Annotated in this window: 18 protein-coding genes; 2 read left to right on the top strand and 16 right to left on the bottom strand. The window is 34.6% G+C overall.

The genetic code is table 11. The annotated features are described in order from the left end of the window. Position 1 precedes the first annotated feature (1 nt). The 16 genes from ACI3E5_RS08860 to ACI3E5_RS08935 all read right to left on the bottom strand — a co-directional run bounded on the left by ACI3E5_RS08860 (position 2) and on the right by ACI3E5_RS08935 (position 22,703). Entirely contained in the window at positions 2–1,846 is a 1,845-nt protein-coding gene (locus ACI3E5_RS08860) for a DNA/RNA helicase domain-containing protein (RefSeq protein WP_498821476.1), read from the bottom strand. A 641-nt stretch (positions 1,847–2,487) separates the two neighbouring features. Continuing rightward, positions 2,488–2,601, bottom strand: a complete 114-nt coding sequence (locus ACI3E5_RS08865) for a DUF3789 domain-containing protein (RefSeq protein ID WP_498821474.1) — start codon at positions 2,599–2,601, stop codon at positions 2,488–2,490. A gap of 156 nt (positions 2,602–2,757) precedes the next feature. After that, the gene (locus ACI3E5_RS08870) at positions 2,758–2,949 is read right to left on the bottom strand and encodes a helix-turn-helix domain-containing protein (RefSeq protein WP_498821473.1); all 192 of its coding nucleotides are present in this window, start codon (positions 2,947–2,949) and stop codon (positions 2,758–2,760) included. A gap of 79 nt (positions 2,950–3,028) precedes the next feature. Further along, positions 3,029–3,424: a sigma-70 family RNA polymerase sigma factor gene (locus tag ACI3E5_RS08875; RefSeq protein ID WP_498821471.1), complete on the bottom strand. Its 396-nt coding sequence runs from the start codon at positions 3,422–3,424 to the stop codon at positions 3,029–3,031. A 1,508-nt stretch (positions 3,425–4,932) separates the two neighbouring features. Further along, on the bottom strand, positions 4,933–5,727 hold the full coding sequence (locus ACI3E5_RS08880) for a hypothetical protein (protein WP_498821469.1): 795 nt from the start codon (positions 5,725–5,727) through the stop codon (positions 4,933–4,935). A 372-nt stretch (positions 5,728–6,099) separates the two neighbouring features. Next, positions 6,100–7,518, bottom strand: a complete 1,419-nt coding sequence (locus ACI3E5_RS08885) for a helix-turn-helix domain-containing protein (protein ID WP_498821468.1) — start codon at positions 7,516–7,518, stop codon at positions 6,100–6,102. A gap of 282 nt (positions 7,519–7,800) precedes the next feature. After that, positions 7,801–10,251 (bottom strand): BspA family leucine-rich repeat surface protein, encoded by a 2,451-nt coding sequence (locus tag ACI3E5_RS08890; protein WP_498821467.1) that lies wholly within the window; start codon positions 10,249–10,251, stop codon positions 7,801–7,803. Between the two features lie 252 nt (positions 10,252–10,503). Further along, positions 10,504–10,872 (bottom strand): LPXTG cell wall anchor domain-containing protein, encoded by a 369-nt coding sequence (locus tag ACI3E5_RS08895; RefSeq protein ID WP_498821465.1) that lies wholly within the window; start codon positions 10,870–10,872, stop codon positions 10,504–10,506. 1 nt (position 10,873) lies between these two features. After that, the gene (locus ACI3E5_RS08900) at positions 10,874–11,902 is read right to left on the bottom strand and encodes a WxLIP family cell surface protein (protein WP_498821463.1); all 1,029 of its coding nucleotides are present in this window, start codon (positions 11,900–11,902) and stop codon (positions 10,874–10,876) included. Positions 11,903–12,055: 153 nt separating this feature from the next. Then, on the bottom strand, positions 12,056–12,751 hold the full coding sequence (locus ACI3E5_RS08905) for a WxL domain-containing protein (protein ID WP_498821461.1): 696 nt from the start codon (positions 12,749–12,751) through the stop codon (positions 12,056–12,058). A 422-nt stretch (positions 12,752–13,173) separates the two neighbouring features. Next, positions 13,174–14,085: a conjugal transfer protein gene (locus ACI3E5_RS08910; RefSeq protein ID WP_498821459.1), complete on the bottom strand. Its 912-nt coding sequence runs from the start codon at positions 14,083–14,085 to the stop codon at positions 13,174–13,176. A gap of 176 nt (positions 14,086–14,261) precedes the next feature. Continuing rightward, positions 14,262–16,091 carry a group II intron reverse transcriptase/maturase gene (gene ltrA / locus ACI3E5_RS08915; RefSeq protein WP_002335621.1) on the bottom strand — a complete coding sequence of 610 codons (1,830 nt, stop codon included), beginning with the start codon at positions 16,089–16,091 and terminating at the stop codon, positions 14,262–14,264. A gap of 713 nt (positions 16,092–16,804) precedes the next feature. Beyond that, positions 16,805–17,755, bottom strand: coding sequence for a bifunctional lytic transglycosylase/C40 family peptidase (locus tag ACI3E5_RS08920; RefSeq protein ID WP_498821456.1), 951 nt, complete (start codon positions 17,753–17,755; stop codon positions 16,805–16,807). Continuing rightward, positions 17,752–19,875, bottom strand: coding sequence for an FUSC family protein (locus tag ACI3E5_RS08925; RefSeq protein WP_498821454.1), 2,124 nt, complete (start codon positions 19,873–19,875; stop codon positions 17,752–17,754). The genes ACI3E5_RS08920 and ACI3E5_RS08925 overlap by 4 nt, the downstream gene beginning before the upstream one ends. Positions 19,876–19,879: 4 nt before the next feature. After that, on the bottom strand, positions 19,880–22,330 hold the full coding sequence (gene tcpF / locus ACI3E5_RS08930; RefSeq protein WP_498855865.1) for a conjugal transfer ATPase TcpF: 2,451 nt from the start codon (positions 22,328–22,330) through the stop codon (positions 19,880–19,882). Next, positions 22,314–22,703, bottom strand: coding sequence for a conjugal transfer protein (locus ACI3E5_RS08935; protein WP_498821451.1), 390 nt, complete (start codon positions 22,701–22,703; stop codon positions 22,314–22,316). Before ACI3E5_RS08935 ends, tcpF begins: the two co-directional genes overlap by 17 nt. Before the next feature lie 76 nt (positions 22,704–22,779). On the opposite strand from ACI3E5_RS08935, the gene ACI3E5_RS08940 reads away from it, so the two are divergent. Together ACI3E5_RS08940 and ACI3E5_RS08945 are read left to right on the top strand one after the other, a co-directional pair. Then, entirely contained in the window at positions 22,780–23,394 is a 615-nt protein-coding gene (locus ACI3E5_RS08940; RefSeq protein ID WP_498821449.1) for a hypothetical protein, read from the top strand. A 15-nt stretch (positions 23,395–23,409) separates the two neighbouring features. Further along, positions 23,410–23,982, top strand: coding sequence for a hypothetical protein (locus ACI3E5_RS08945; protein ID WP_498821447.1), 573 nt, complete (start codon positions 23,410–23,412; stop codon positions 23,980–23,982). Positions 23,983–23,986 lie beyond the last annotated feature (4 nt).

Below are 23,986 nucleotides of genomic sequence, written 5' to 3' on the forward strand. Positions count from 1 at the left end.
CCTATCTTTTTATAACACTCATAACGTAGTCTTCGGTATCCTTATCATTAAACCACAAGAAAATTCCTTTTTTTGCTCTTGTTAATAAGACATAGTATTGGTTTAACAAAATCTCCAAAACTTCATCACAAGCTGTTTCAGAGTAATTATGTGAACTTAAAAAACGTTCAACCTGCTTAACAAAAGTTGGATCCTTTACTTTTGAGATATCAAAGATCCACTTATTACTATTTGTATCCCATCTCAAATCATCATACCAAATGAAACCAGTGTAATCATAATCCAATCCTTGCGCTGTATAGACTGAGCCCACTTGATTAAATGCCGTTTTGTCAGCATCTTTATACCATTCATACTGATTCTTCATAGGGTTCCACTGCTTTTGAAAAAACGTTCCATCTTTATCCTGAATCTCAATATCATTACTAATGGTAAGATTATTTCTAGATTTCCAAGGCCAATCATATGGCGCAAACCATTTTGCAGTTTGACCTAAGTCTTTCATCTTTAATAATTGCTCGTCAATTGTTTTTAAGGAGTCTGATAACACAATTTCAAAGGTACTCTTGCTTGAAATTTCTTTAGTACAATCAAAAAATAAATTATGAATTCTATCTACATAATCCCCTTGATTCCCTGATCTCTTTTGAACTATCAAATTGAAAATAAATGGTTCAATTCCTAACTCATGTAGTGCCTTTCGATAATTTGAAACCGTCCCAGCTTCCTCTAATAAAACTCTTTGATGGTCATCCTGTAAAAATACTACAATTTTAGGTCTTCTGCTATGGCTAAATAAACTCCTAATGGTCTTGTTGATATCAGTATCTCTATGGGCTTCATCAACTACAACTAACGAATAATCCTTTGAAGCAATACCGTCTAGATACGGAATGTGTTGCATCAACCCCGCTTCATTTTTGACTACTTCTCGTAACATTCTACTTTTAGCGAAAGTAAAAACCATATCATTGATTTTAAGACCATGTTGCTGAGCAAGAAAAAGTAAATGAATGCCAATAATTGTTTTCCCGGTTCCTGCAGCACCTTTTATAATAATTGCCGTATTTTTCGGACTGTGGATGAATTCTTTAATTATCTGGCTAATCTGTGCTGAAGTTTCAATTTGATCTTCTAGCATAATCGCATTATCTTTCCGATTGATTACATCTCTCAAACCATTAAAACCAACCTGCCCAATAATGTATTTCCCCTCAATAAAATCCATAGCAACTCTCTGGCCATTTTTCGTTACATCAAAACAATTCCTCAGATGATTGACTAAAAATTGCTCATCACCTTTTACAAAAAAATTGGAAGATAATTTTTGATAGTCCTCATACATTTCAGAGAAAAAGACATTTTTGTCTCCAATAAAATTATGTAAATATTGAATTGCACATAAATCGATTTTCTTATTAGCAACACCCTCATGATGAGCTTTTAGATCTCGTGTATAATTCACTGTCTGATAAATAGGATGTATCCTGTATTCATTTCTATTTCCGATACAAACATTCACATTTGTTTTTTGCTTATCAATATTTGGAGCAAGATTTTCCCACTGCTTCAGCTCAACAATAATTGCGGTAGATCGCTGATTATTAGAATAGCCAAAAATAATTGCATCAATTCTTCTATCCGCTGTCAGTGAATATTCCGCTGCTAACCACAAGTTGCCAAATCCTTCATTATTAAGAAGTTGAATCAGTAAGTATAAGGAATTTTTCCAGGATAATTGTTCCTGAATTGAATGTTCTATATCAACTTGAAGCATTTGATCTACTAGTTCTTCATCCGATAATAATGCTAGATTTGAAATCTGATCATTTATCAAACAGTTCATTGGAAAACACCTCTCTCAAAAATTGTATAGATATTTTAAGTATACTCTTAATATGATTCTCAGAAAAGATTAATTGGACCAAATTACTTTTTCTACAGTTCCACAAATCGATTGTTATCCTTACATTTTCTTATATTTTCCAAATCAAACTTAATAATAAAATAAGCAAAAAAGAGTAGTAAGCGAAATAAATGCCCGGGGCAAAAGTGAATTCGTTACTCCTCTTTTTTATTTGAACAAATGGATTGTATTTACTTTTCAATCATCCATTCTATAAGAAATATCGTAGTACCATCAACATATTTCTCACCTCAATATTTTCTATCAGCCTATTACTCTATATAGGTTGATACTATATCCGTGATTTCAATAAACTTATCTAAAACATCCTCACTTGATTGTCTTTTTGATAGCGATGTAGCAAAGCATCATAATTATTAAGGCTAATCCTATTATAACTATCACTGTATTGACAACATCTTTAGAAAACGGTGTTAAAGACGAATAAACTATCATTAAAAATAATACAAATAGTGTCAATACAATATATTTTCGTTTCATTCCTCACTTACTCCCTCAAAATACCAACACTAGTTCTCAACTAATTATCTTCTATATAGTTATCCGTGATTAAATAAAGACTACTCTCTTTTCGAATTTATATCATCATATTTTCCGACAGCTAAACAACTCATCAAAATAACTCCGAGTATGGATCCTATAAATAATCCCAATAAAAATTGCAGTATAATCACTTCCCCTTTTTTAATAATCTTTTCAATTCAAATAGAAAAGCATTATTTCTTAGACTCAATCTTTATTCCGCAAAGAAAGGTAGGTGATAAATTTCTATACCTACCTTTCTTAGTCAATAACAAAAGCAGACTATAAGCTGCTTTTTTAAGAACAAATTATTCACGAATATCAAATTTTTTTAGAGCTAAAAATAGTTTGATCATACATTCCTGATAACAATCTTCGTCAAAACTCCCATTTCTGCATGATTCTTTAACTAGCAATGGTTTAAAACTATTCACAATTTGAGAAAACGCCTCTTCATCATCCTTTTGAACAAGAAGAACGAGTTCTGCCAATGATTTCATTTTACGTATCCTCCATTTTCTTATCACTCATTTTTCCAAAATGAGCGTGGAGGATCACGAACCATATACTCTTTAAAAATTAATGAATTAGGTGCTTTCGAATTTTCCCTAAAATACGCTGACGCTTTTTTGTTGCGCCTTGTCTTGTCATTGATAGCTGAACAGAAATTTCATAGTCTGAATATCCAAAAAAATACTTTTGAATCAGTAGAGATTGATCTTTTTCAGATAGTTTTTGAAATTCGTTAGCTAAGTCAAAATTAGAAAAAACTAGAGGAAAATTCGCGGATACCAATGTTATAATTTCTTTAGGAAACATAGATTGGTCTTCGATTAAGTAATCAACAACCTTTTGACCTGGAGTAAACTCAGCATCGTTCAACCTACGATTTTTAGAAAAATAATTAATTGCGGCGTTATGAACTGTTTTTTGAATATAGCTAGTAATTTGTGCATCATAAAAATTCTGATTCATTGATGTCACTTCTTCCCTTGAATATTCGAAAGGAAAAAGATATACGGACAAATTAAGATTTAAGTCTATATTGCCAATATCCTCTCATCACACGTTCAACAGGGATTGAACCATCTCGATTAATTTTTGAAAGGATGTTATTTACAAAATTACGATAATCAGGATAACTATCATAGGTTTTTATTAACTCCTGATATATGGGTTTAGCTGATAACAGTCTGCCTGCCTCTTTAAAGATCAATGCAATAATAAACCCATAATCTTTGTAAGATCGCTGATAGTTGCCGATAGCTTTTCGCCGAGTATAGAAATCCTGAAGATTTTTCCATTTTCCAAGTTCATCGGCTTTACTTTACGATCCCTTTCTTCATTAAACTTATTCGTATTCTGATTATTTTCTAAATTAACCAAGTATTCTTTTAAATCATAATACCGTTTTAAAAGCTTCCTCCTTTCATCCATTAATAATTTCAGCTACTCATACAATCGACATTTTTTATCACGAATATCCATATTCTGCTTTCCCCTTTCATTAATAAAAACAAAATAGAAATACAAAACTGGACACTATATTCAAAAAAATTTAAATAGCAATAAAGAATATGTATATTTTTTTCGATATCGCCCATTAACATAAATCATCTTAAGATAATAAAACTTAGGATTTTCTTTTCCAAGAATTAATCTCGTAACTTTCATTATCCAGTAACCCTTGAAAAAGAACTTCTTTGATAATTAGGGCAAAGATACTTCCTTGATCATCTTCGATGTACTTGTCCTTCAAGATTCCTAAAATATAGTCTGGTAAATGATTCAAAAATTTTTCATCATACCGATTCTATTATGCAGATCCGCAATATGGTTCAAAATTACTTGGCATTTTAGATCCAAAATTTGTAATTGCATAAGTATATTTTTAAAGTTATTACTATTTACTTTGTTTGTTAACACTTCAGCCTGATTTTTAATACTTTTAAAGTATTAAATCACTCTGGTGTGTTTAGACGTTAATTCTTCCTCTGTAATTCTTCTTTTCATCATTGCATACTATAACAAGTTAATATCCCAAGATACATAATTATCACTCCACTATCTCAAGCAATGAACAACTATTCGTAGATGGTTGTCAAAAGATATCTTTTCATAAAAAGTGTCTTGATATCCATTTTCTATTAATTCTATGATCCTATTACTCGTTAAATTTTCCTCCTCTTTTAAATCTAAAAAGAAAAATAATAAGTTTGCTTTTTCCATTTATCCATTAATCTTTGCAATTGTTAACTTGAGATTAGTTGAGGAAATATTTTCAATAAGCGTATCTAGATCTCTCAAAAGTTTATTTGAATATACTTGAAGTAGAATATCTCCAGAAGTCTTCTTTTTTAATAGATATCTAAGGTTAGATTGCCACATTATATTATCCTCCTATTCTTCATCAACATGTTCACTTTAGACACGTTCGATCTTTTGCAAGACGAAAATCTATATTTATCCTTTTTCTTACACTACTATGAACAAACTGGACCACGAAAAGAGTTTTCAAAGGAATGCTTTTTTAGCAGAGGTAAAAAGAATTGATCTTCCGCCACCTTTCTTGCCGATGCAGCTTTAGCCAAATCATCATAAGAGCCAAGATGATAGCGTTCTCCCCGGAATGTGATATAAGCAATCCACTTTCCCCTACAGCGATAAACACCCTTTACACCACTAGTATTGTTTTTCGCCAACTTTGACTTCAAACACTCAACAATTGTACCTTCGTCACAAGTTCTTTTTTCAATTTTTTTCAAGCAACCACAACTTTTCGTATGCCCAGATAAAAGGTTGCCGTAACTGACTTCGCAAATTTGACCACATTTACATTTACACTTCCATTTAGTTTTCCAATTCAATACGTTTGTTAAGGATTCAACAACAGTCAAGTTATAAAATTTTTTATTCTTTATATGAAATCTCTTTTTCTTCAGACAGCCGCAACTACTGATTTCTCCACGCTGCAATCGTTTTGAAGAAACTAATATTTCATTCCCACATGAGCAAAAACAATTCCATACAATAGTTCCTTCACTGCGTTCACCTGTAGGATTCAACGCGATAAGCTCACCAAATTTTTTATTTGTTAAGTCCTTATATTTAAGTCTATTTTTTATATTCCCACAGCCACAACTTTTTGTTCGCCCTGATTGAAGATTAGATAGGTACACGACTGTTTCTTGCCCACAGTCACAAATACAACAACATTTTTTATACCCATCTTGAATTGTTGTGTCAATAACAATTAATTGACCATACCTCTCTTGCATGCTCAATCGCTCCTTTAATATTAAATGAGGAGATAACCGGGATATCAAGAATCTAAATACGTAAATAAATTTCCATAGAGGATTCACTAATATTCACGTTACATCAAAATCTATATCAAAGTATTACTATCTACATAAACCATAGTGGGTGATTCTTGAACTCAAATCTCACATGAAAAATCATAAATTTTTATTCTAAAATTTTACTGGCTCTCACCGATTCGACAATCATTGCGTCAAAACAGAAATAATTTTCTCAAAATATATTTGAATTTACGATATATAGAAAAAAACTTTTGATGATTAGAAAGTTCCATGGTTCTTACAAGCCTAGTCGTCATACTTGTGTAATTCAAAATAACGTATATAAATTCAAAAGAGATCATTGATATAATTTAAAAAGTCCTGTAAAAGAATATATTTTTTATGTGGATCCTTAATTAATCGAATATCATCAACAATGTGAACATATTCTAAATTATGATCAAAGTGATCATCACTAATATCAAATAAAGAAATTATCTTAGCTAACATAATATTTTCAGTATCCATTCCCAAAACGGATTCATAGACAAATTTCTTATTTGTTAATACATCGTTAGCGTTGCATAGATTATAGTATTCAATCATTACACAAAAATGTCGTATATAAACATCCTTCACAAAATCATCGTCTATCGATAAATAATTTGTGCATAAATGGTCCATCTTCTCATAATTCGCAGGTGTCACTCCATAGACATACTGATGCAAGTCTAAATTCTTTTTCCATGAAACAAAAAAATAGGGTATATAATTCAAAATAAACAATACGTATGAATCTATAGGGAATAATTTATCCTCTTGATGACCTGTATCAACTATCAATTTCTTCACAGAAGTTACAAAAGCTTTTAATTTGTAGTTTATTGAATGATGGTCGATAAACTTATCTTGAAAAAATAGAGCATCTGTAGGTGAAGTAAACTTTAGTACAAGATTAGCAAACCCCAGATACAATTCCTTAATCTCTTTCTCGGAAGAATTTTTTTGCCCCAAATTTTTCATTACGGTGTTGCCTATTTCCATAAATTCTTCATCTAAGAAAAATGGATAACATTCACAGCCTTTTTCCTCTATAATGATGATGTTCCTTTTTCTTAAAATATATCTCCAATTTAAGCATGTTAAAATCCAATTACCGAAGCATATAGTATTGAAGGAACTAGAAATTATACTATACTGACCAAAAATAATGTTCACTTGTCTTCTCAACAAACTTTTTTTAGGAAACATATATAGATTTTCGCTTAAATTATTTGATAAGGAGATTAACTCATAGAATAAGTTTTTTATTGATTTTTCAGTTCCTTTTAACTGAATCACTTCATCAAGAATAATAGAAATACGATAAGGCACTAGATGTTCATTAAGAGATTTAATTATCCTATATACTTGGGGTATACTGACAAATAAAGTCTGAGCAAGCCTATGAACTGTATAGACATTAGTTCTTATAAGTAAACTTTCCAAAGTTTTAAAACCGATATCATTAAGACAGTAAAAGCTAACTATTTCTTCAATAGAAAATTTACTTTCTTTCAAACTGACCATATTATTTCTTATTTCAATAAGGAGATTCCCCAAAAAATCTTCATTGATCTCTTTAATTAAGTTTCTTACAGTTACTGTAGTAACTGTCAATTGTTCACTAATATTTTTTAGAGAACGCGCTTCAGTATCTTTGAGAAAGAGTATCATCTTACAAATCTCTATTTTATTTTCATTATTTTTTCCCAGAACAAATAGCATCTAAGACCTCCGTATATATTGAAACCTTACTCCATAAACTGACGGAACAGAAATAATTCTTAGCTTATTTTCTAAGGAAAAACATTTCATTTGTTCCTTATATAATTATAGTAAGCAGCTTCCATTCATATCATTAATAAACTCAGAACAAAATTATTAATCTACTAAATAAGAACACCTAAAGTAGAATTCAATTCAACTTTAAGTGTTCCTATATTGCCTTAACAGGATTATCAAATGATGAATATAACTGGAAATATTCTTGACCTTTTCAGCTATTTATTACGGTGCTGAAACCAAGTCCCATCGGATAACTCCGTTGTATTGATCCGCTTCAATATATTTTGCTTCTGGGATGAATAAAGTTAGATTTCCCAAAGAATAATCATATACTCCACTTCTTTTGTTAGCTGTAGCACTCATAATTAGTGTTCCAGTCTCATTAATTGTAGGAAGTTTTTCACCTGTTACTTCCGTTGTACTCTTTAAATCGTTGTCAGTAAAGGAATCCGTTCCATTATTTTCATTTCTGAATACTTTCCCAGTATTGTCACTTCGGATAGAACTGCCATATAAACCTGGTTTATCCCATTGTAATTGAGCTCTTAGTGTCCAAGAAGAGGCACCGGATAGATCTTTTACACCAAGGTGTACACTGTTTGTTTGAATCGGAATAGATTGTTCTCCAAACTGATTTAACTTAGTTTTCGGAACTGATATTCCTGTCGGATAGTAAGCTATTCCTAAAGCACTATCAGGATTCACATTATCTGGTTCTTTACTGCCATCAGGAATATTAGGAACCACTTTACGTTGCCAATTGGCAGTATAGGTTGTATTTAGTTCATCCAAAATATTGGTAACCTGTTCGATATTTTTGCCTGATAAGTTCGTCCAATTTACAAAATCAAACAAATCCGCAGTAGGTTCATTGGTTCTGACAAATTCTTCCAAAGAGGATAACTTAATCTTATTCGTATATTCCACAGGAGTCATAGCAACTTTTGAAAAGTAAGGTTTGGTAATAGTTGTTCCATCTGGAAATTCTCCATCCTTAAGTTCAAAATTAGGTCCCCCAGGTATTCGTTTATCCCCCTTATACTTATAGGTTAATAATTTTTGATCATTCGTTTGAACAATCAACACCCTTTCAGGATCATCATATGGTAGACTGAACATACCTATCATACTGGTAACACTGGAGGTATCCCAATTCGAGAGGTCTAATATAGTAAGATTGGGACAATTGTAAAACATATCGTCCATCTTGACAACACTAGTAATATCCCAGTTCGATATATCTAAATTATTTAGATTAACGCAATCGGCAAACATGCTGAACATATGGGTAACCTTTGACGTATCCCAGTTTGATAAATCCATACTAGTAAGGGGGGTATTTCTAAACATATGCTCCATGTTGGTAACCTTTGACACATCCCAGTTTGATACGTCTAGACTAGTAAGTCCATAAATATGAGAAAAAGCGCCAATTGTATGAGTCATACTAGAGGTATTCCATTTCGAAACATCTAAATTAGAAAGAGATGTAGTACTAAACATGTTAGATATTTCCCTCACATTTGACGTATTCCAATTCGAAACATCTAGATCGTTGAGGTATTTAGAAAAATAAAACATGTTGCCCATATCTCTAACATTCGAGGTGTCCCAAGTAGATAGATTTATACTAGTGACTGAAAGCATACTTGAAAACATCTCTCTCATACTGGTAACTTTTGACGTATCCCAGTTCGATGCATCAAACCTCCTTAACCCTGAAGATTTAAACATGCTTACCATATTAGTGACTTTTGACGTATTCCAGTTTGATACGTCTATATTAGTAAGATTAATTGTAGACTGGAACATCGATTGCATGTTCGTTACATTAGAAGTATCCCAATTTGATACGTTCAAGCTATTAATATTATTTACTCCATTAAACATTCCTTGCATATTTGTTACGTTAGAAGTGTCAAACTTCGAAACATCTAAGATATTTAAAGTAGCAGCTCCGGCAAACATTCTGCTCATATTCGTTATGTTAGAAGTATCAAAATCGTATAAGTCTACTTTTTTTAATTTTACCAGTCCATCAAACATCCCACTTGTAGAAGTACTGCTTATACTAATTAAATTTATTTCTACAGTTTCTAGATTCGTCCAGTTCTTGAAAGATACATCATCAGCATAAAAAGGAGCGCTTATCTTTAAATCAGTTATCTTATTATAATTAGAAAAAATGGATGAATCCAAGTTGTTAAATCGGATAGGGTTTCCACCTAAAGTACTAGGTACCTCAACATTACCACTTAAAGTTGAACCAGTGATATATGCAAAACCACCTCGCACATCATACGTCCATCCATCTTGGCTTTTTTCATTTATTTGTTTTTCTTCTGAGGAATTAAAGCTTGTTTCGGTGGTTTCCTCGTTCGTAGTGCTTTCGTGTGTAGCTCCGTTATCAGCTTCTTCTTTATTCTTCGTGAATGCTTCTTGACTACTTGAAACACTTTCTGAACTTGACTCTTGACTGATGCTTTCTGTCGATTGACTTGGTTGATCTATTGAAGAAGCTTCTGTTAACTGTTTACTAATCTCTGTTTCTAATGGTTGAGAGTATTCAGTTTTTTCTATCTTATGGCTTAAGTCACTTGATTCATCCCCTTGTGCCATATCAGCTTGTGCTACAAAAATATAGCCACCTGATATAGTTAATACTGTTGCCATACATAAAATCTTCTTTAATCGCATCTTTGCTAATCACTCCTTACTTTTGTAATTGACCGTAAATAATAAAAAAGTAAACAACACCTAACAAAGTCAATGTAAAGGAACTGATCAAAGCAAACCAGTTAACAATCAATTTTTTCCTTTTGAATTGTTTTAGAGTAACTTTTTTATAATCACTTAAGAAATAGAAAATGTTCAATAGTAAAAAAACGATGCCTGATGCTATAAGGAGTATAGGAATAAGGTACATCATGATGCCTCCGTCTTTCTTTTATTGAATTTTATATACAGAAATACAGTTGCTAAAAGCAGCATTCCAATTAAAATCCAATTATTCCTAGTAGATCCCGTTTTTGGTAGAAAGGCTGCCCTTGCAGATTGATAACTTATTTGTTTAGAAACCGAAAACTCCTTTTGGTTTGTGCCATCTGGTTCCTTGCCTCCAGGCAACACACCAGGAGAAATTCCCTTTTGTACAACGATTTCTATTTTTGTTTGTTGATTTAAAAATGCGTTATCACTTTCGGCTGCATGCATAGGTGAACTCTCGAAGAATGCTACCATGCATATTATGCAAAGAACGCAGGCTTTTATCTTTACTAACTTATTACGCTTCATATTAAGACACCCCTCTTTTATGCTTACGATAAATTAACCAACCGCTTGAGATAACCATTAACATGGAAAAAACGACCGAACAAATTTGTAGCCAATAAGGAATAGAGACTTTAAATACGGTGTTTTTATTCAGCGTGTTCGCTTGTTTCTTAGTAATTGTAAATTTTTTTGTAAACTCCCATTTATTGTCTTTTGTTTCAGCCTTCCCTTTGAAAATGTAATTTCCAGGTTTGATTTCTTCTTTTTTCCAATCGAACTGAAAGGGATATATCGAATGAGGTGCAATTGATACATTTTCTTTTTGCTGTTCTTGAACAATTTTATTTGTTTTTTCATCGACAATTGTTCCTTCAACTGTCGCCTTTCCTAAAATATAGGGATTTTCATTTAATAAATTTGCTTGTACTATTTTCCTACCGTAAGATAATTTAGATTGCACATCTTCTAATACTACAGAAATATTTTTATAAGTTTCTGTTTTGGGATCATTCTTAATCACAACACCTAACGTGTATACATATTTATTTTCAATAGAAGTTTTTTGGTTCTTATCCGATGCATTCGTTATGTCAGAAAATTGGATTCCACCAAGAATAATCCCATCAAATTGTTCCTCTGGCATAGTTAAATCTAATATTACTTCTTTTTCACTGTTTGGAGAGACTATCACCGTATCCTCGGTTGCTTTCAATATGGATTTAAGTGGATTTATTAATGAAGAATGATCCTTTAATTCCCCTGTATAATCTACTAAACCGTTTGAATTAGTGTTTCCATTGGTTACTGTTATTGACATTTTCTTTTCATGATTTGATTCATTCACTATTTTTATCTTTAATTGATCTTTTTCACCAGGAGATTCGGCTAAATCAAAATATCCTGAATCAGGATCTATTTGATGAGAATTAGGTATTCCTTCAATTGTATAACCACCTGCTGATTTTTCAGAAGTTTCTTCTGCATAAGCAGTATCATTCATAATAAAATTCAAATTCAATAAAAGAACGATCGTTAGTAGTAATCGTTTCATTAACTTCATTTTCCTCCCTATCATTGCTATTTTTCTTTCTAAACTATTCTTATTTCTGATCTTTAAACAAAGAAATAAGAATAGTTTAGAAGGAAAACAAATTGTTTTCCTTCAATAGATAAAGGATTGGGGGTAGGGTGAGGTTGAAGTGTGTTATGGTGTCGCTGGTGTTACAGCTAAGTTCCATGTAACCGTTCCTGTATAAGATCCTGAAGGTACCTTTTCAGTTGCTGGAATTACCAATGATGCTTTTTCGAACCCATAGTTGTAAGTTCCGTTTGTTTGTTTTCCATCAACGGTCTCCAATACAACTGTAGGCGTATTGCTAATAGTAAGACTCGCTGCATTTGTAGTAACTTCTCCATCTTTAAGAGCTTGTAAATTACCATTAATGTTTTCTGTAGCTACTCCGTTTTCACCCGTAATAGTTGTTCCATTCATGTATGAAGCATTTGCACCAGCCCATGCAAGTTGAACTGACAGTTCCCATTTATTCATTTTACGTAACGTATCTCTGACTCCAACATTGAATTTGTCTACACCGACACCATTACTTAAGGCGATTTTTTGTTCACCCGTAGCTTCTAGTTTCGAAGTTGCATTTAATGGCTTAGGAAGATACGCGATCCCAAAATGCCCGGTGATAGGAGTAATATCTTCACCTGGATTATCCGGATCAGTGGGATTAATAGGTGGAGTAACTGTTCCAGCATCTTTTAATTCTAAATCAGCAGTAACTGGAGTTTCTGCTGTCCCTGGTTCGGGGTTCGCAGCAAATGCAGATTTAGCTCCTAAAGTGCTTGTGGCTAATAATGTAGTTGCTAGTAGTGTCTTGAACATTTTTTTCATAATTAATAACTCCTCATTGAATGCATTTTAATTTTTTCTTTCATACCTCACCTTTCCTCAAGAATACAGGATTAAACAAGTGGTTTTTATCTGCTTTTTTACCAATTGTAAAAAAATAGATAATCATTCTTTAGTTTGCAAATAGGAGATAAATTACTAATTTCTCAAGCCACTATATTCAAATAGAAAGAGTTGTACAGCAATAAGAGGCTGGAAAGTAGTGGTTTTAAGACATCGTCATACTTAAGGTAATGGTCGAGTTTACTCATTCTCTTTTCAATTACCTTCTTTACACCAATATAGAGTGGATCTAAAAAAAATTTGTTTAGGTAATACTGATTTTGATTTTATTTATCAAGGTTTATGCATAGTTCAAAAATAATCCCACTAATAAACATTTGAATTACTTTCAGATAATTTTTTTATTCGTAATTGCCAATAATCCAATTCCCACTTTTGTGTAATTTTAATCTATACTGAAAAATATTAGTTGTTTTCGACAGATCATCAAGATATTTAACACCAACACTTACTTGGGTCTCATTAATATTTTGGTGATAAACAGGGAGAACTAATTCAATAAATTTATGATTACTATTGATTGGTCGCATCACATCTTTCTCTATATAATATGCAAGTTCTTTTTCTGAAGCTGATGGATATAATTTAAAGAACGTCTCTAAAAACTCAGTGATTTCTTCTGTTGTTTTGGCATCAATTTCCGAATCACTTTCTACTTGTTTTGCCTCGTACTTTGCTTTATCAGGTTTTGCAATCATGGTAGGCAAACTCGTCACAATATGATTCCCATTTTCATCTTCAAAGATCGTCACTCGATAAGCAGAAGAAATTGATTGTGTCTTTTTACCTTCTGTAATCTTTTGCTCCACTAAAAATGAGACGACAAATTCTTCCGAATATTTTTCAACGTCTAGAATTTTTACTGATTGAACTTCAGAACTAGTAGGAATATCTGTTCGAACCATATCTTGACTTAAAGTAATTCCTTCTTCTGTAAGGTACTGCTCAAGAGTATTCATTCTCTTTTCAATTACTTCCTTATTATTCTTCCATGAAAAATATTCTTTCGAAAAATCCTTCGTAAAACTTTCAATCCCAGAAGTATTTACTATCTTCTCTTTTACAATCACTTTTTCATGAGTCGTGTGTTGATCAATGGAGGTGAAGTTTTTATAGATTCCAAAAGCAAGGCTACAAGACAATAAAAGCCAAAGGGCAAGCACCAGTTTTCGATGCTTGCCCACGGATACCACTCGTTCTCTCTTCTTTTTTGGGGGCTTTTCCTTTCGATTCCGTTCAATTTTGATCTTCATTATTTTTCCTCTTTTCTCTTATTTGTACCGTCCAGCACCGATAAGATGCTGCTGCCAATAACTTTCCGTTAGATTCGTCCAGCCTACTGATAGCGATAGGTAAGACTTTGAGGTTATCTCCATCTTTTCCCCCGCTTCACACCGTGCATGAGAGTTTCCCCTCACACGGCGTTCCATCAACAGTAATTCATTTCTATTTCACTATTCCCAGCTAAAGCACGTAATTTATTCAGCTTTTCCAATGATCTTTCCTTTTTTAATACCAAAGGTAAATAATGAACTATCGTTTCTCTTTTAGTCGCATGAATCAATTTGTGTGTTTCTTTTGTAACAATCACAAGATTCTTATAGTTATCATTCCCACCAAGTGATAACGGCTTAATGTGATGAACTTCCATATTATCTTTTGATAAATTTTCACCACTAACATGACATTTTCCTTGTTGGGCTATGAACAGAGAGATTCGATTATCGTTAAATTCTACAGACTTATTCGGATTGGAATTTTCCAGCAGGTAATAAACGGTATGCATATCCATCTTTAATCTTTGATGAATAAACAGCCTACCTTCAGGCGTATATCGATTCCAGTCCTTCGGAAAGATTCTTGGCATTGTAAATTTTATCCCGGCTATTGGAAATAAAATCATGTTCGCTATGAATCGTTTCTTCCAGTTATATTGTTTATAGAATTTTTGATAGGTACTGGTTAGCGTTCCGTGCTTATTGCGAATATTTTTGGTTCGACAATCAAGACTTTTATTTACTGTGAAAGCAATATCTACAAAATCTAAGTTGACCAGAGTCGCAATTTTATAATAGTTATGCAAACCTAGAACAACAGAGTTGTACTTATTGACATTATCTACAGTTGGATTAGCGGCGATTGTTTTGATATTGTTCTTTAGTTTATCTACCGCATTAATCTTTGCCTTATCACACATTCGGCTTCGATTGGTATATCCGTTTGCTTTTCCTTTTTTCACTTTCAACTTGAATCCTAGAAAGTCAGAATAATTTTTTCTCAGATTAGTTACTTTTGACTTTTCAGGACTTATGTCTAAATCAAGTCGTACTTTTAACCATTGTTTTGTTGCGAGGAAAATTTTCTGGGCAGTATGATAATCTTTGCACATGATTTTGAAATCATCTGCGTAACGGACAATTTTGATTTCTTTCAAGTTTGAATACTTTCTTATTGATTGAGTTTTACTCAGCAGACTACTGTATTTTCTTTTGGTTGGAAATCCGTCCCACTGACTATCTATCCACCAATCTAATTCGTTTAGCACCACATTAGCTAAAAGAGGAGAAAGAATACCACCTTGTGGGGTTCCTTTGGTTGATTTTCCAATGCCTTTTACCTCTGCCTTAAGCATTCTCGACAATATTGAAATAAATGTCTTGTCTCGAATTTTCATTGTCCAGAGTTGCTTAAGCAATTTTCCATGATTTACATTGTCAAAGAAGCCCTTAATATCAATGTCCACTACATAGTGAAATCCTTTAAATGTCCATTGCTGAAATATCGCTATGGCATGGTGCGAACTTCTTTCTGGTCGAAATCCATAAGAATGCTTATGGAATTTTGCTTCCAAAATTGGTTCAAGGATCTGCTTTATGCATTGCTGTACTAATCTATCCTCAATTGTTGGGATTCCTAGCGGTCTGGTTTTACCATTTGGCTTTGGAATCTCGACTCTTCTGATGGAGTGAGGTTGAAAGTTGTTAAATCGATTTTGAACGTATTGAACTAATTGATATGGGTTTTCTTCACCAACATCAATAATCGTTCTTTTATTTGTTCCAGCAGTTTTACTGCCTTTATTGCTTTTGATATTTCGATAAGCCAATAAAATATTTTCTTCTTGTGTGATATAGCTCATTAAATCTCTAAACACATGACTGCCTTCGGCAGATAATTGATAGAGTTCGTCTTGAATTTTCTGAGTATCGTAATACTCATTGAACCTCAGTGCCTTTTTGTTACTAACTTTGACTGTCATTAGTTGGTTCCTTCCGTAATAATGAAGTTTTCCTATCTTAGTCTTACCCGAACCTAATTCATGAACAGTCAAATAGATTGAATTACTGTTGACTAGTGGCTATCCCTCCACAGCTTGTTATCACTGTTTCGTAGGTACTGTGCCACCACTTTCACTGAAATTAATGTAAGTTATAGTCAAAGCTTTTCCTTACAAACACTTCATTTACGAATAAGCGTATCCGTGTTTTCAGCTTACGACGTTCCGATAATTCTATCCGTACATCATACTTTTAGGCAATCCCTCTGTGCCTGTTTGCTTGATATCGCCTGTAACGATATAGGGAGTTTCATAGTGACCAGTTTTACTCCACCCCACAAACCCTACGATTTGTAGTAGCTGCCGTTAGACAACTTCGCGGTGTAGACACGTACATTCAGAATTTCGTCAGTGCTTTTCGCACATTCTTACCATGAGTATTTTATGGAAGCCCGACCTATCGGACACTCGACTACCTCTAGTTCGCATTTCCTTTCGTATTCTCAAAATACGATTAGGGCGTCTTCTCAGTCGACTTCTGCGAGCTCCAGACCATGAAATCCTTAATAATTTATCGCCTGTCGCAGTTTTAGCTAAAGCCTTTCAGGGCGTTACTCCGTCATTCGACTTTTCGAATTATCAGTTCTCGTTACAACTTTTGTTTTTGCGAGGTTGTAACTGCCTAACCTTTTCAGTTAGGAACGTCTCGCACGATCTCCTGCATGAAACATACGATTCTCTCCTGCGTAAATACCCACATGAGTCACATAAGTACCGGCATCATAGGTTGAATGAAAGAAAATCAAATCACCCGGTTTGGCATCTTTTAAATTAATATGAGTCATAACATCATACTGTTCCTGAGCGACCCGAGGGAGTTTCAAACCAACTTTGGCATAACACCATTGGGTCAAACCACTACAATCAAATCCCGTTTCTGGACTTGAGCCACCAAATACATAAGCCGTTCCTTCATACTTAAACGCCTCATCAAAAATCCCTTGAACAGTTTTATCATCAAACTGTGTTGTAGTTAGGTATTGCTTCACCAATAAGCAATAAAACATATTGCCATAGTTATAGCGCCACCCACCATTTTCTTTAATCGCGATGGGATTTGGATAATCAACTTTTTGGCCGCTCGATTTTTCCTTTGAAAATGATTCAGCTAAAGCGAAACTATGCTTCTTCCCGTTTTTCGCAACATGATCCAAATACCCACCGCCATAGTTATAGGCCTGAATGATACTATCTTGATCACACCCCAGCTCTTTGGAGCGCTTAACTAAAGACGCAAAATAGAGACACCCTTGTTTAATGGATGCCTCGGTACTTAATGAATTCGGTGGTAAGCCGGCTGACTCAGAACTTTGCATGACATCTTCCATTGTGCCACCAGATTCCACTTGAATAATCGCCAAAAGAATTGGGACATAATCTAATATGTCTGATTCTTTGGCATATTTTTCTACCATTGAGCGATGTTTCAATACTTCTTCTGAAACACTAATTCCGCCAGGAGAGGTGCCAGAACTACCACTTCCCTCACTGTCTTCACCAAACAACAAACCCACACACATCAAAATACCCATCAAAGAGATGGTCAGAAAAGTTAACGAAATAATACCCAATTTCTTCAAGTTCATTTTTTCTCACCTGACCTTGATTTTGGACGATGGGTCATTCTTTTTTGTACTTTTTGATTGATCCGCTTTGGCAGAGTGGACCGCTGTTTCACTTGTTGGAAAGAATTTTTCTTACTTGATGATTGGATTTTCCCTTTTGAAATGATCTCGTGACTAGTTAGTTTTCGTTTGATTTCGGGATTCGGATTTGCTCTCACAATCCGCTTTGGGGCTTCTTTTTTCTGCGTCATATCTTTCTGAGGTTGAGCTGCTTTATCTATTGGAATATTCGCCCTTCTTTTTCCCTGACGATTTGTTGCTTCACTCAGTATCTTGCGTTTTTCGTCCATTTTCGCATTTCTTCGTTGTCGTTGCTTTTCTCGCAACTCCGCTCGATTTGCTTTTTCTTGAACCAATCCACGCTTAAATTCTTCCGGTGCTTTTTTCGTCATTTCTACACCTTTATGGAGATTGTATTTCAAGTTCGTTGGCATATTCCTTACCTGATCTTTTACTTGTTTTGACTTATCTTTCACCAAAGCTTGGTTATCCAAAACTTTGCCTATTTTTCTCCCAGCTAAATTCATTCGGGACTGTTTCTTATTATTTGAAGTTGGATTTTCCTTAGTTGAGACAGGCGATACCTCTTGATCGTTAGGTAATCGTGAGTTCTTTCGTAGAGAGGAACCGGATGGCTTAAATTTGGATTTTGATTGTTCCTTTGCCAACTTATTCCCAACTGCTGCACCACCACCTAAAGCCAAAGTTCGACCCACATTTCGATTGAGTTGCCGTAACTTTCGGTTCATTAACATTTGCGGTCTTCGCATCACCCGTCTTCCCATTGACTGACTGTCATTACTTTGAAGATTGAACATGCTCATAATGTCACCCAATTTGAAATAGATACCGGCAAAGGTCACAATTTGCAGAAATGCTACCATAAAGAAGGGATAAGTAGCGGAAATATTGAAAAACATAGTAGAAATACTAAAAGCAGTCGTAATGACTAATGTCACTCCCGCTCGCATCATAATCGTATTAAATAAGCGAATAATCGCCTTTTTGCCCAAACTCTCATAAGTCGGCAACATGGACAATAAGAAACTAATCGGCAAAAACATCGCAAAGATAATGAAGAGAATTTGTGAAAACAACATAATCCCTGTCAGAAGAAAGACAAAAAAGGAAATCCCAAGATTGAACAACACCAAAAAGACCACGGTCCCTAAGCGGTTCATGGTCTTGGTAATACTTAAATTCGCATTGTCATTGTCTTCAATCTCGGCCTTGACCGCTTCTTCTCGATCCTTCCCTTTGTTTTCATCCGGACTCACAGATAGTATCTTATTGACTCGGCCTTCGCCAATTTCTCCTATATTGGAATCATCGAATTGTAATAGTAACCAAGGTTGTTGGACTTGAATGGAAAACAAGCTATCCCGAATCAAATCGACACTATCTTTTCCTTTGCTTTCTGAATTTGGTACGACGATCTCTGTTCCAAGACTAAGCGCTGCTTCACTAACATCTGAGCTAAAGTCATTGATTTTTGTGATATAGGTGGGCGCATAAGCGATAAAGGAACCAGAAAGTAGAAAAATCATCACAAAATTAATCACGGCTCTAACTGCTTTGGTGGTTTCTCGTTTTAATAATCCGGTATACGCCACATAAACTCCTAAAGCTAAAATCATCAATAATAGAAACCCAAAGTAAAATCCCGAGGTCTGTAGTCCAATTTCGGTAATACCTGCTAATGTCTGAATGTTTTTCCCAATACTTTCAGCCGTATCTGAAATGAAATCCAGCTTATAGGCTTCTTGAACTACATATCCCGTTGCGTTCGATAAATACAGACTTACCGTCCAAATAAAATTGGTAATGGCATAAAGACCATACATCACGCTCTTGCCTAAGCCATCACCCCAATTCCAAGGCAGCCAATCCCAAGAGCTATCCACAAAGAAATCTAGTTGATAGTTGTTCAGTGAATATTGGGAATATAAATTTCCCGCTTCAACTGCATCATCAACCAGTCCTGTTGCCTCGGCTACCGTTCCAATCAGACTGAGAAGAAATAATATGACACAGAGACTGATTGCGATCACTCCCACAATCCGAAAAAGTTTCTTTTTCATCCCCTCACTCCATTCTCTCTTGAACCGGCGGACGCGTATCAAAGGCATGGAAAAGTTCTTCAAAGACTGGGTGAACTTGGACCACACCTACTCGACCATACAAATCTTGCATAAAGCATTGACCATTTTCCAAATCTCGCAGACGTTTTTGATTGCTTTCATCCTCCTGATCCAACCCAAAGAATTCCAACGTTTTCTTGATTTCATGAGTATCGGTACTACGAAAAGCAAACTTCAACCCGATATTATTCTTCAAGCGTTCATCCAATAAATCATCACTGTTTTGCGTGACAAAATAAACACCGGCGTTCATGGCCCGACCAGCACGAACGAGCTTATTCGATAAAGTCTTTCCTTGCGCTACTTGAAGAAAACTCCAAGCCTCATCCAGGTCCACAATCTTGAAAATTTCTCGATTACTATGGATAAAGTCCAAGGCAAAAGTCGAAATAACGATTAGCATAGAAACACTCAGTAATTCCATGGTGGTGTATTCTTCAAAAGTCGTTTCTGCATCTGGTAAAACTAGATCCGCCACTTGAATGATATTCAACTGCTTGTCTAAACTGATTGACTGGGTAATCGAACCATCTGAGAAAAGCAAATGGGCAAAATCATAATCGGTAAAAGATTCAATATGATCCGCGATATTTTCCGCAACTGGTGAGCTCTCTTTTCGAAGCTCATTAATGACTTGCAGCAATCCTCGTTGCTCACTTTGAGTAACGGTTCGAATGGCCTTGCGCAACACTGGAAACTTCTCGCCATCTCGACTGGAAATTCCTGTTAGAAAGGTTAGAATATCAATCGCTAGACTTTCCGAGTCCTTCTTTTTCTTCATAATCACATAAGGATCAAGCAGACCTTGGTTTTCTGGATTACTAGTTAAGTTGAGAATATTGATTTCATCCGTAATTTCTGGCAAGGTTTCTTTCCAGCCACCTCGCTCGCCTTTTGGATCGACAATCACAGCTTGCCCACCAAACAAAACAGCATAGTAAACTAGGAGATTATTACTAAAGGATTTCCCACCACCTAGTGAACCAAGGAAAGCGGCAGCTAGCGCATTGGTAACTGAACCCTTGACTCCTTGTGAAGCCAAAGCCGGCTTGAGATAAACATTACGACCCGTATCTACATTGTAGCCAAAGTAAATTCCTTCCAATTCTCCTAGCATCTGTGTAGCTCCAAATCCAAGTCCCGCCAAAAAGTCAGACGTAACATACTGGATATAATCATTCATATAGCGTTTACTTGAAGGTAAAAACTCTTCATGTAAGCCCATCATATCGCCAAAGGGCCGGACTAGTTTTACATTGGTATCATCATAAAAATCTAGAACCTCATCACAACGGCGCTTTAACTCATCCACTGATTCAGCACTCACTCGAACCACATAACTCAGTTTATACATGGATTCTTTCGATTGATCCAAAGTGGTTTCCAACTCATCTACGGAATCCAACGCATCTAAAACATTAGAATTCGTTTCATTGTCGGATTGATACGCATGATTATCTAAATCTTTTAATTCCTTTTTCTTATTGCGAACGGTAGCAAGTGCCTTTTTATTGGTGACAATCTCTATATTCATTGAAGTATCAATCGGAAAAGTGAATTGTTGTTGCTGGTAATAGAAAAGTTCCGAAGAAGGAAACTCCATCTCCCCTACAATCGTATTGATTGTTAGATATGCTACATACGATTCATGATTCTCATGTTCCATGCGTAAGTATCGAGGCTTTTCTTCAATCAAACAATGACTGGGACGTAATAAGTCGTAACGTTTCACCAGCGTTTCTGATTTCATCTTTTTCTTTGGTAGCTGAAATTCATATTCTTCAAATGGTGTGCCCTTTTCACCATAGATATGTTCAATCAAATACGTCAGATCACTTGGTGTTAATCGTCTGACTTTAAATCTCCGAGCTAACTTACTTTCCATTAGTTTTTCAAGCTTAGAATAGCGGCGAATTTCTTCATTGGATAAGGAAACGAAATCGCCCATTAAATGATGATTCACCCCATAGACAAACTCTTGAAAGCTAGAAAAGAAAGATTTCTTGAGACTATTTAGATTGACCTCTTCATCAGTAGCAATCAGTTTGAAACCAATAAAAAAGCGATAATCAATCTGACTATCACCAATCATAGATATTAATGCATCTGTCTGTAAATCAATTCGTTGTTTCGCGACTTCTTTGAGTCTACCTGTAATTTCCTTCTTCGATCGTTCTTGTGTGGCGCGAATACTACTTTCTGTGGCAATTTGTAAGGCATGGATCTTACCTTCTCTGTTCTGAGCAATTAATTGGCGAAAGTTATCATGCACTTGATACTTCTGTTCAGGTGATAAGAAGGAATAGTTATAAGGCACTAACTCGTAGTAGGCAAAACACTCACCTTCTTGGTTAAAGACAAGATTATTTTCGATATACTTAATCGGGTACATAATTCACACTCCTTACAAGAGTAATGGGTTCATCCCATCGTTTCTTTTGTTCTTTGACTTTCTTTCCTGCAAAAGTGACCTTAACTCGTAAGTGATAGCTGATAAAGGATCGTAAAAATCCCAATGGTTTCTTACCGTCAAACGTCTTTTGCGACATGAACCAAGTAACCGCCACCGGTATGCCCAAATATTTTAAAAAGGCCCCCTCTATCATAGACAGTGGAGGAACATGGGCAAATACAATGACAAACAGCAAGGACAAAACAAACCAAGCCATCTGATTAAAGGTCACAGGAAAAGGCAGCTGAAAGTCATTGATTGCATAAATGACTTTTTCAACTGCCCAGATACTGGTATAGCTTTTTATTTTTTTCATTGAATCATCTCCAAATATATTATTATCCATGTTGAAAATTCTGTTATAATTAAAGGGAGTTAGGAGGTAGATTGGTTTGAAACAAGAAGAGCTTAATCTTAAATTATATGAGCTATTATTGAAAATCCAAAATGAAGCAGATATACTCACAAATGCTGATATTTCTGAATCTGACGCAGAACTTTATCAGTATATTATTTCTAAAGAATTAGTTCATAATCTAAAAATTGAACATTATTACAGCGGTCCAAATATAGATGCTAGTCAGGCAATAATCACAGATAAAGGATATGCCTTGATTGAGCAAATCAGTGAATCGAATAAGCCTATTAGAATGAATCGTGAGAATCGATATAAGCAACTCCAGATATTTCTCAAACGATTAGACGATCAAGACGATGATTTAAGAACTCCAAACTATCGTGTTCGAGAAATTGACTACTTCGACTTAATTAAATATGCTATTGATTCAAATTTAGTTAAAGGAATTGCTATTAAATATGCTAGCAACAAACCTCATCTCTTTTTATCACAATTTGCAAGGGTTACTACAGAAGGATACGACGTACTAGATACCCCCTATCCAAAAAAAGACGCATCTGATACAAGCATTAGTAACATCTACAATATCTATGGCGGGGATCAAAAGGGTGCAAGTTTTGGTAGTAATAACACAACTAATAATACTTAACTGGAGGAGTTTAGTATGGACTATCTAACCAAAGAAAAGAAGTTAAATCAACTTTTAAAGTTCATTTATGACGGAACTACTGTTACATCAAACTTATTGGAGCTGTCCCAACAAGAATTCGCATCATTATTAGAAAGCGCAACAAAGTCTGACTATATTCGGGGTGCGTCTATAACAAAAACCAAAATGACCCCCATCATTTGGACTGATAACGTCGAACTGACAGAAGCTGGAGCTGAGAAAATTCATCCTTCAGAAAAAAATAATCAGTCGATTCAGACAACAAATACCTTTAACTTTAACTCTTCAGGTGACTATAGAGGAGCAACGTTTGGAAACAACAATACTGTCACAAACAACTGGAATACTTCTCTAGAGGATTTAAAAGATTATATTGATGCTTTACCACCTGAAGACCAGCGAGTGGGAAAAGAACTTTTCGAAATCATTGAAACAAAAGATTTTAAACCTAACGTTTTAGAACGATTTTCTGAGTTTCTCGAAAAACATCCAAAAGTTGTTACTTTAGCTGGTAACGCAATTGTTTGGGCACTTTCTAACACTGATAAACTCCCATTAATAAATTGAGATA

It is taken from the genome of Candidatus Enterococcus avicola, from assembly GCF_047470845.1.
Classification (GTDB): domain Bacteria; phylum Bacillota; class Bacilli; order Lactobacillales; family Enterococcaceae; genus Enterococcus_D; species Enterococcus_D casseliflavus.

Coding starts and splice junctions, on each gene's coding strand:
- ACI3E5_RS08860 (WP_498821476.1), bottom strand. CDS start 1,846: ATGAACTGTTTGATAAATGATCAGATTTCAAATCTAGCATTATTATCG.
- ACI3E5_RS08870 (WP_498821473.1), bottom strand. CDS start 2,949: ATGAAATCATTGGCAGAACTCGTTCTTCTTGTTCAAAAGGATGATGAA.
- ACI3E5_RS08875 (WP_498821471.1), bottom strand. CDS start 3,424: ATGAATCAGAATTTTTATGATGCACAAATTACTAGCTATATTCAAAAA.
- ACI3E5_RS08880 (WP_498821469.1), bottom strand. CDS start 5,727: ATGCAAGAGAGGTATGGTCAATTAATTGTTATTGACACAACAATTCAA.
- ACI3E5_RS08885 (WP_498821468.1), bottom strand. CDS start 7,518: ATGCTATTTGTTCTGGGAAAAAATAATGAAAATAAAATAGAGATTTGT.
- ACI3E5_RS08890 (WP_498821467.1), bottom strand. CDS start 10,251: ATGGCAACAGTATTAACTATATCAGGTGGCTATATTTTTGTAGCACAA.
- ACI3E5_RS08895 (WP_498821465.1), bottom strand. CDS start 10,872: ATGAAGCGTAATAAGTTAGTAAAGATAAAAGCCTGCGTTCTTTGCATA.
- ACI3E5_RS08900 (WP_498821463.1), bottom strand. CDS start 11,902: ATGAAACGATTACTACTAACGATCGTTCTTTTATTGAATTTGAATTTT.
- ACI3E5_RS08905 (WP_498821461.1), bottom strand. CDS start 12,751: ATGAAAAAAATGTTCAAGACACTACTAGCAACTACATTATTAGCCACA.
- ACI3E5_RS08910 (WP_498821459.1), bottom strand. CDS start 14,085: ATGAAGATCAAAATTGAACGGAATCGAAAGGAAAAGCCCCCAAAAAAG.
- ltrA (WP_002335621.1), bottom strand. CDS start 16,091: ATGACAGTCAAAGTTAGTAACAAAAAGGCACTGAGGTTCAATGAGTAT.
- ACI3E5_RS08920 (WP_498821456.1), bottom strand. CDS start 17,755: ATGAACTTGAAGAAATTGGGTATTATTTCGTTAACTTTTCTGACCATC.
- ACI3E5_RS08925 (WP_498821454.1), bottom strand. CDS start 19,875: ATGAAAAAGAAACTTTTTCGGATTGTGGGAGTGATCGCAATCAGTCTC.
- ACI3E5_RS08935 (WP_498821451.1), bottom strand. CDS start 22,703: ATGAAAAAAATAAAAAGCTATACCAGTATCTGGGCAGTTGAAAAAGTC.
- ACI3E5_RS08945 (WP_498821447.1), top strand. CDS start 23,410: ATGGACTATCTAACCAAAGAAAAGAAGTTAAATCAACTTTTAAAGTTC.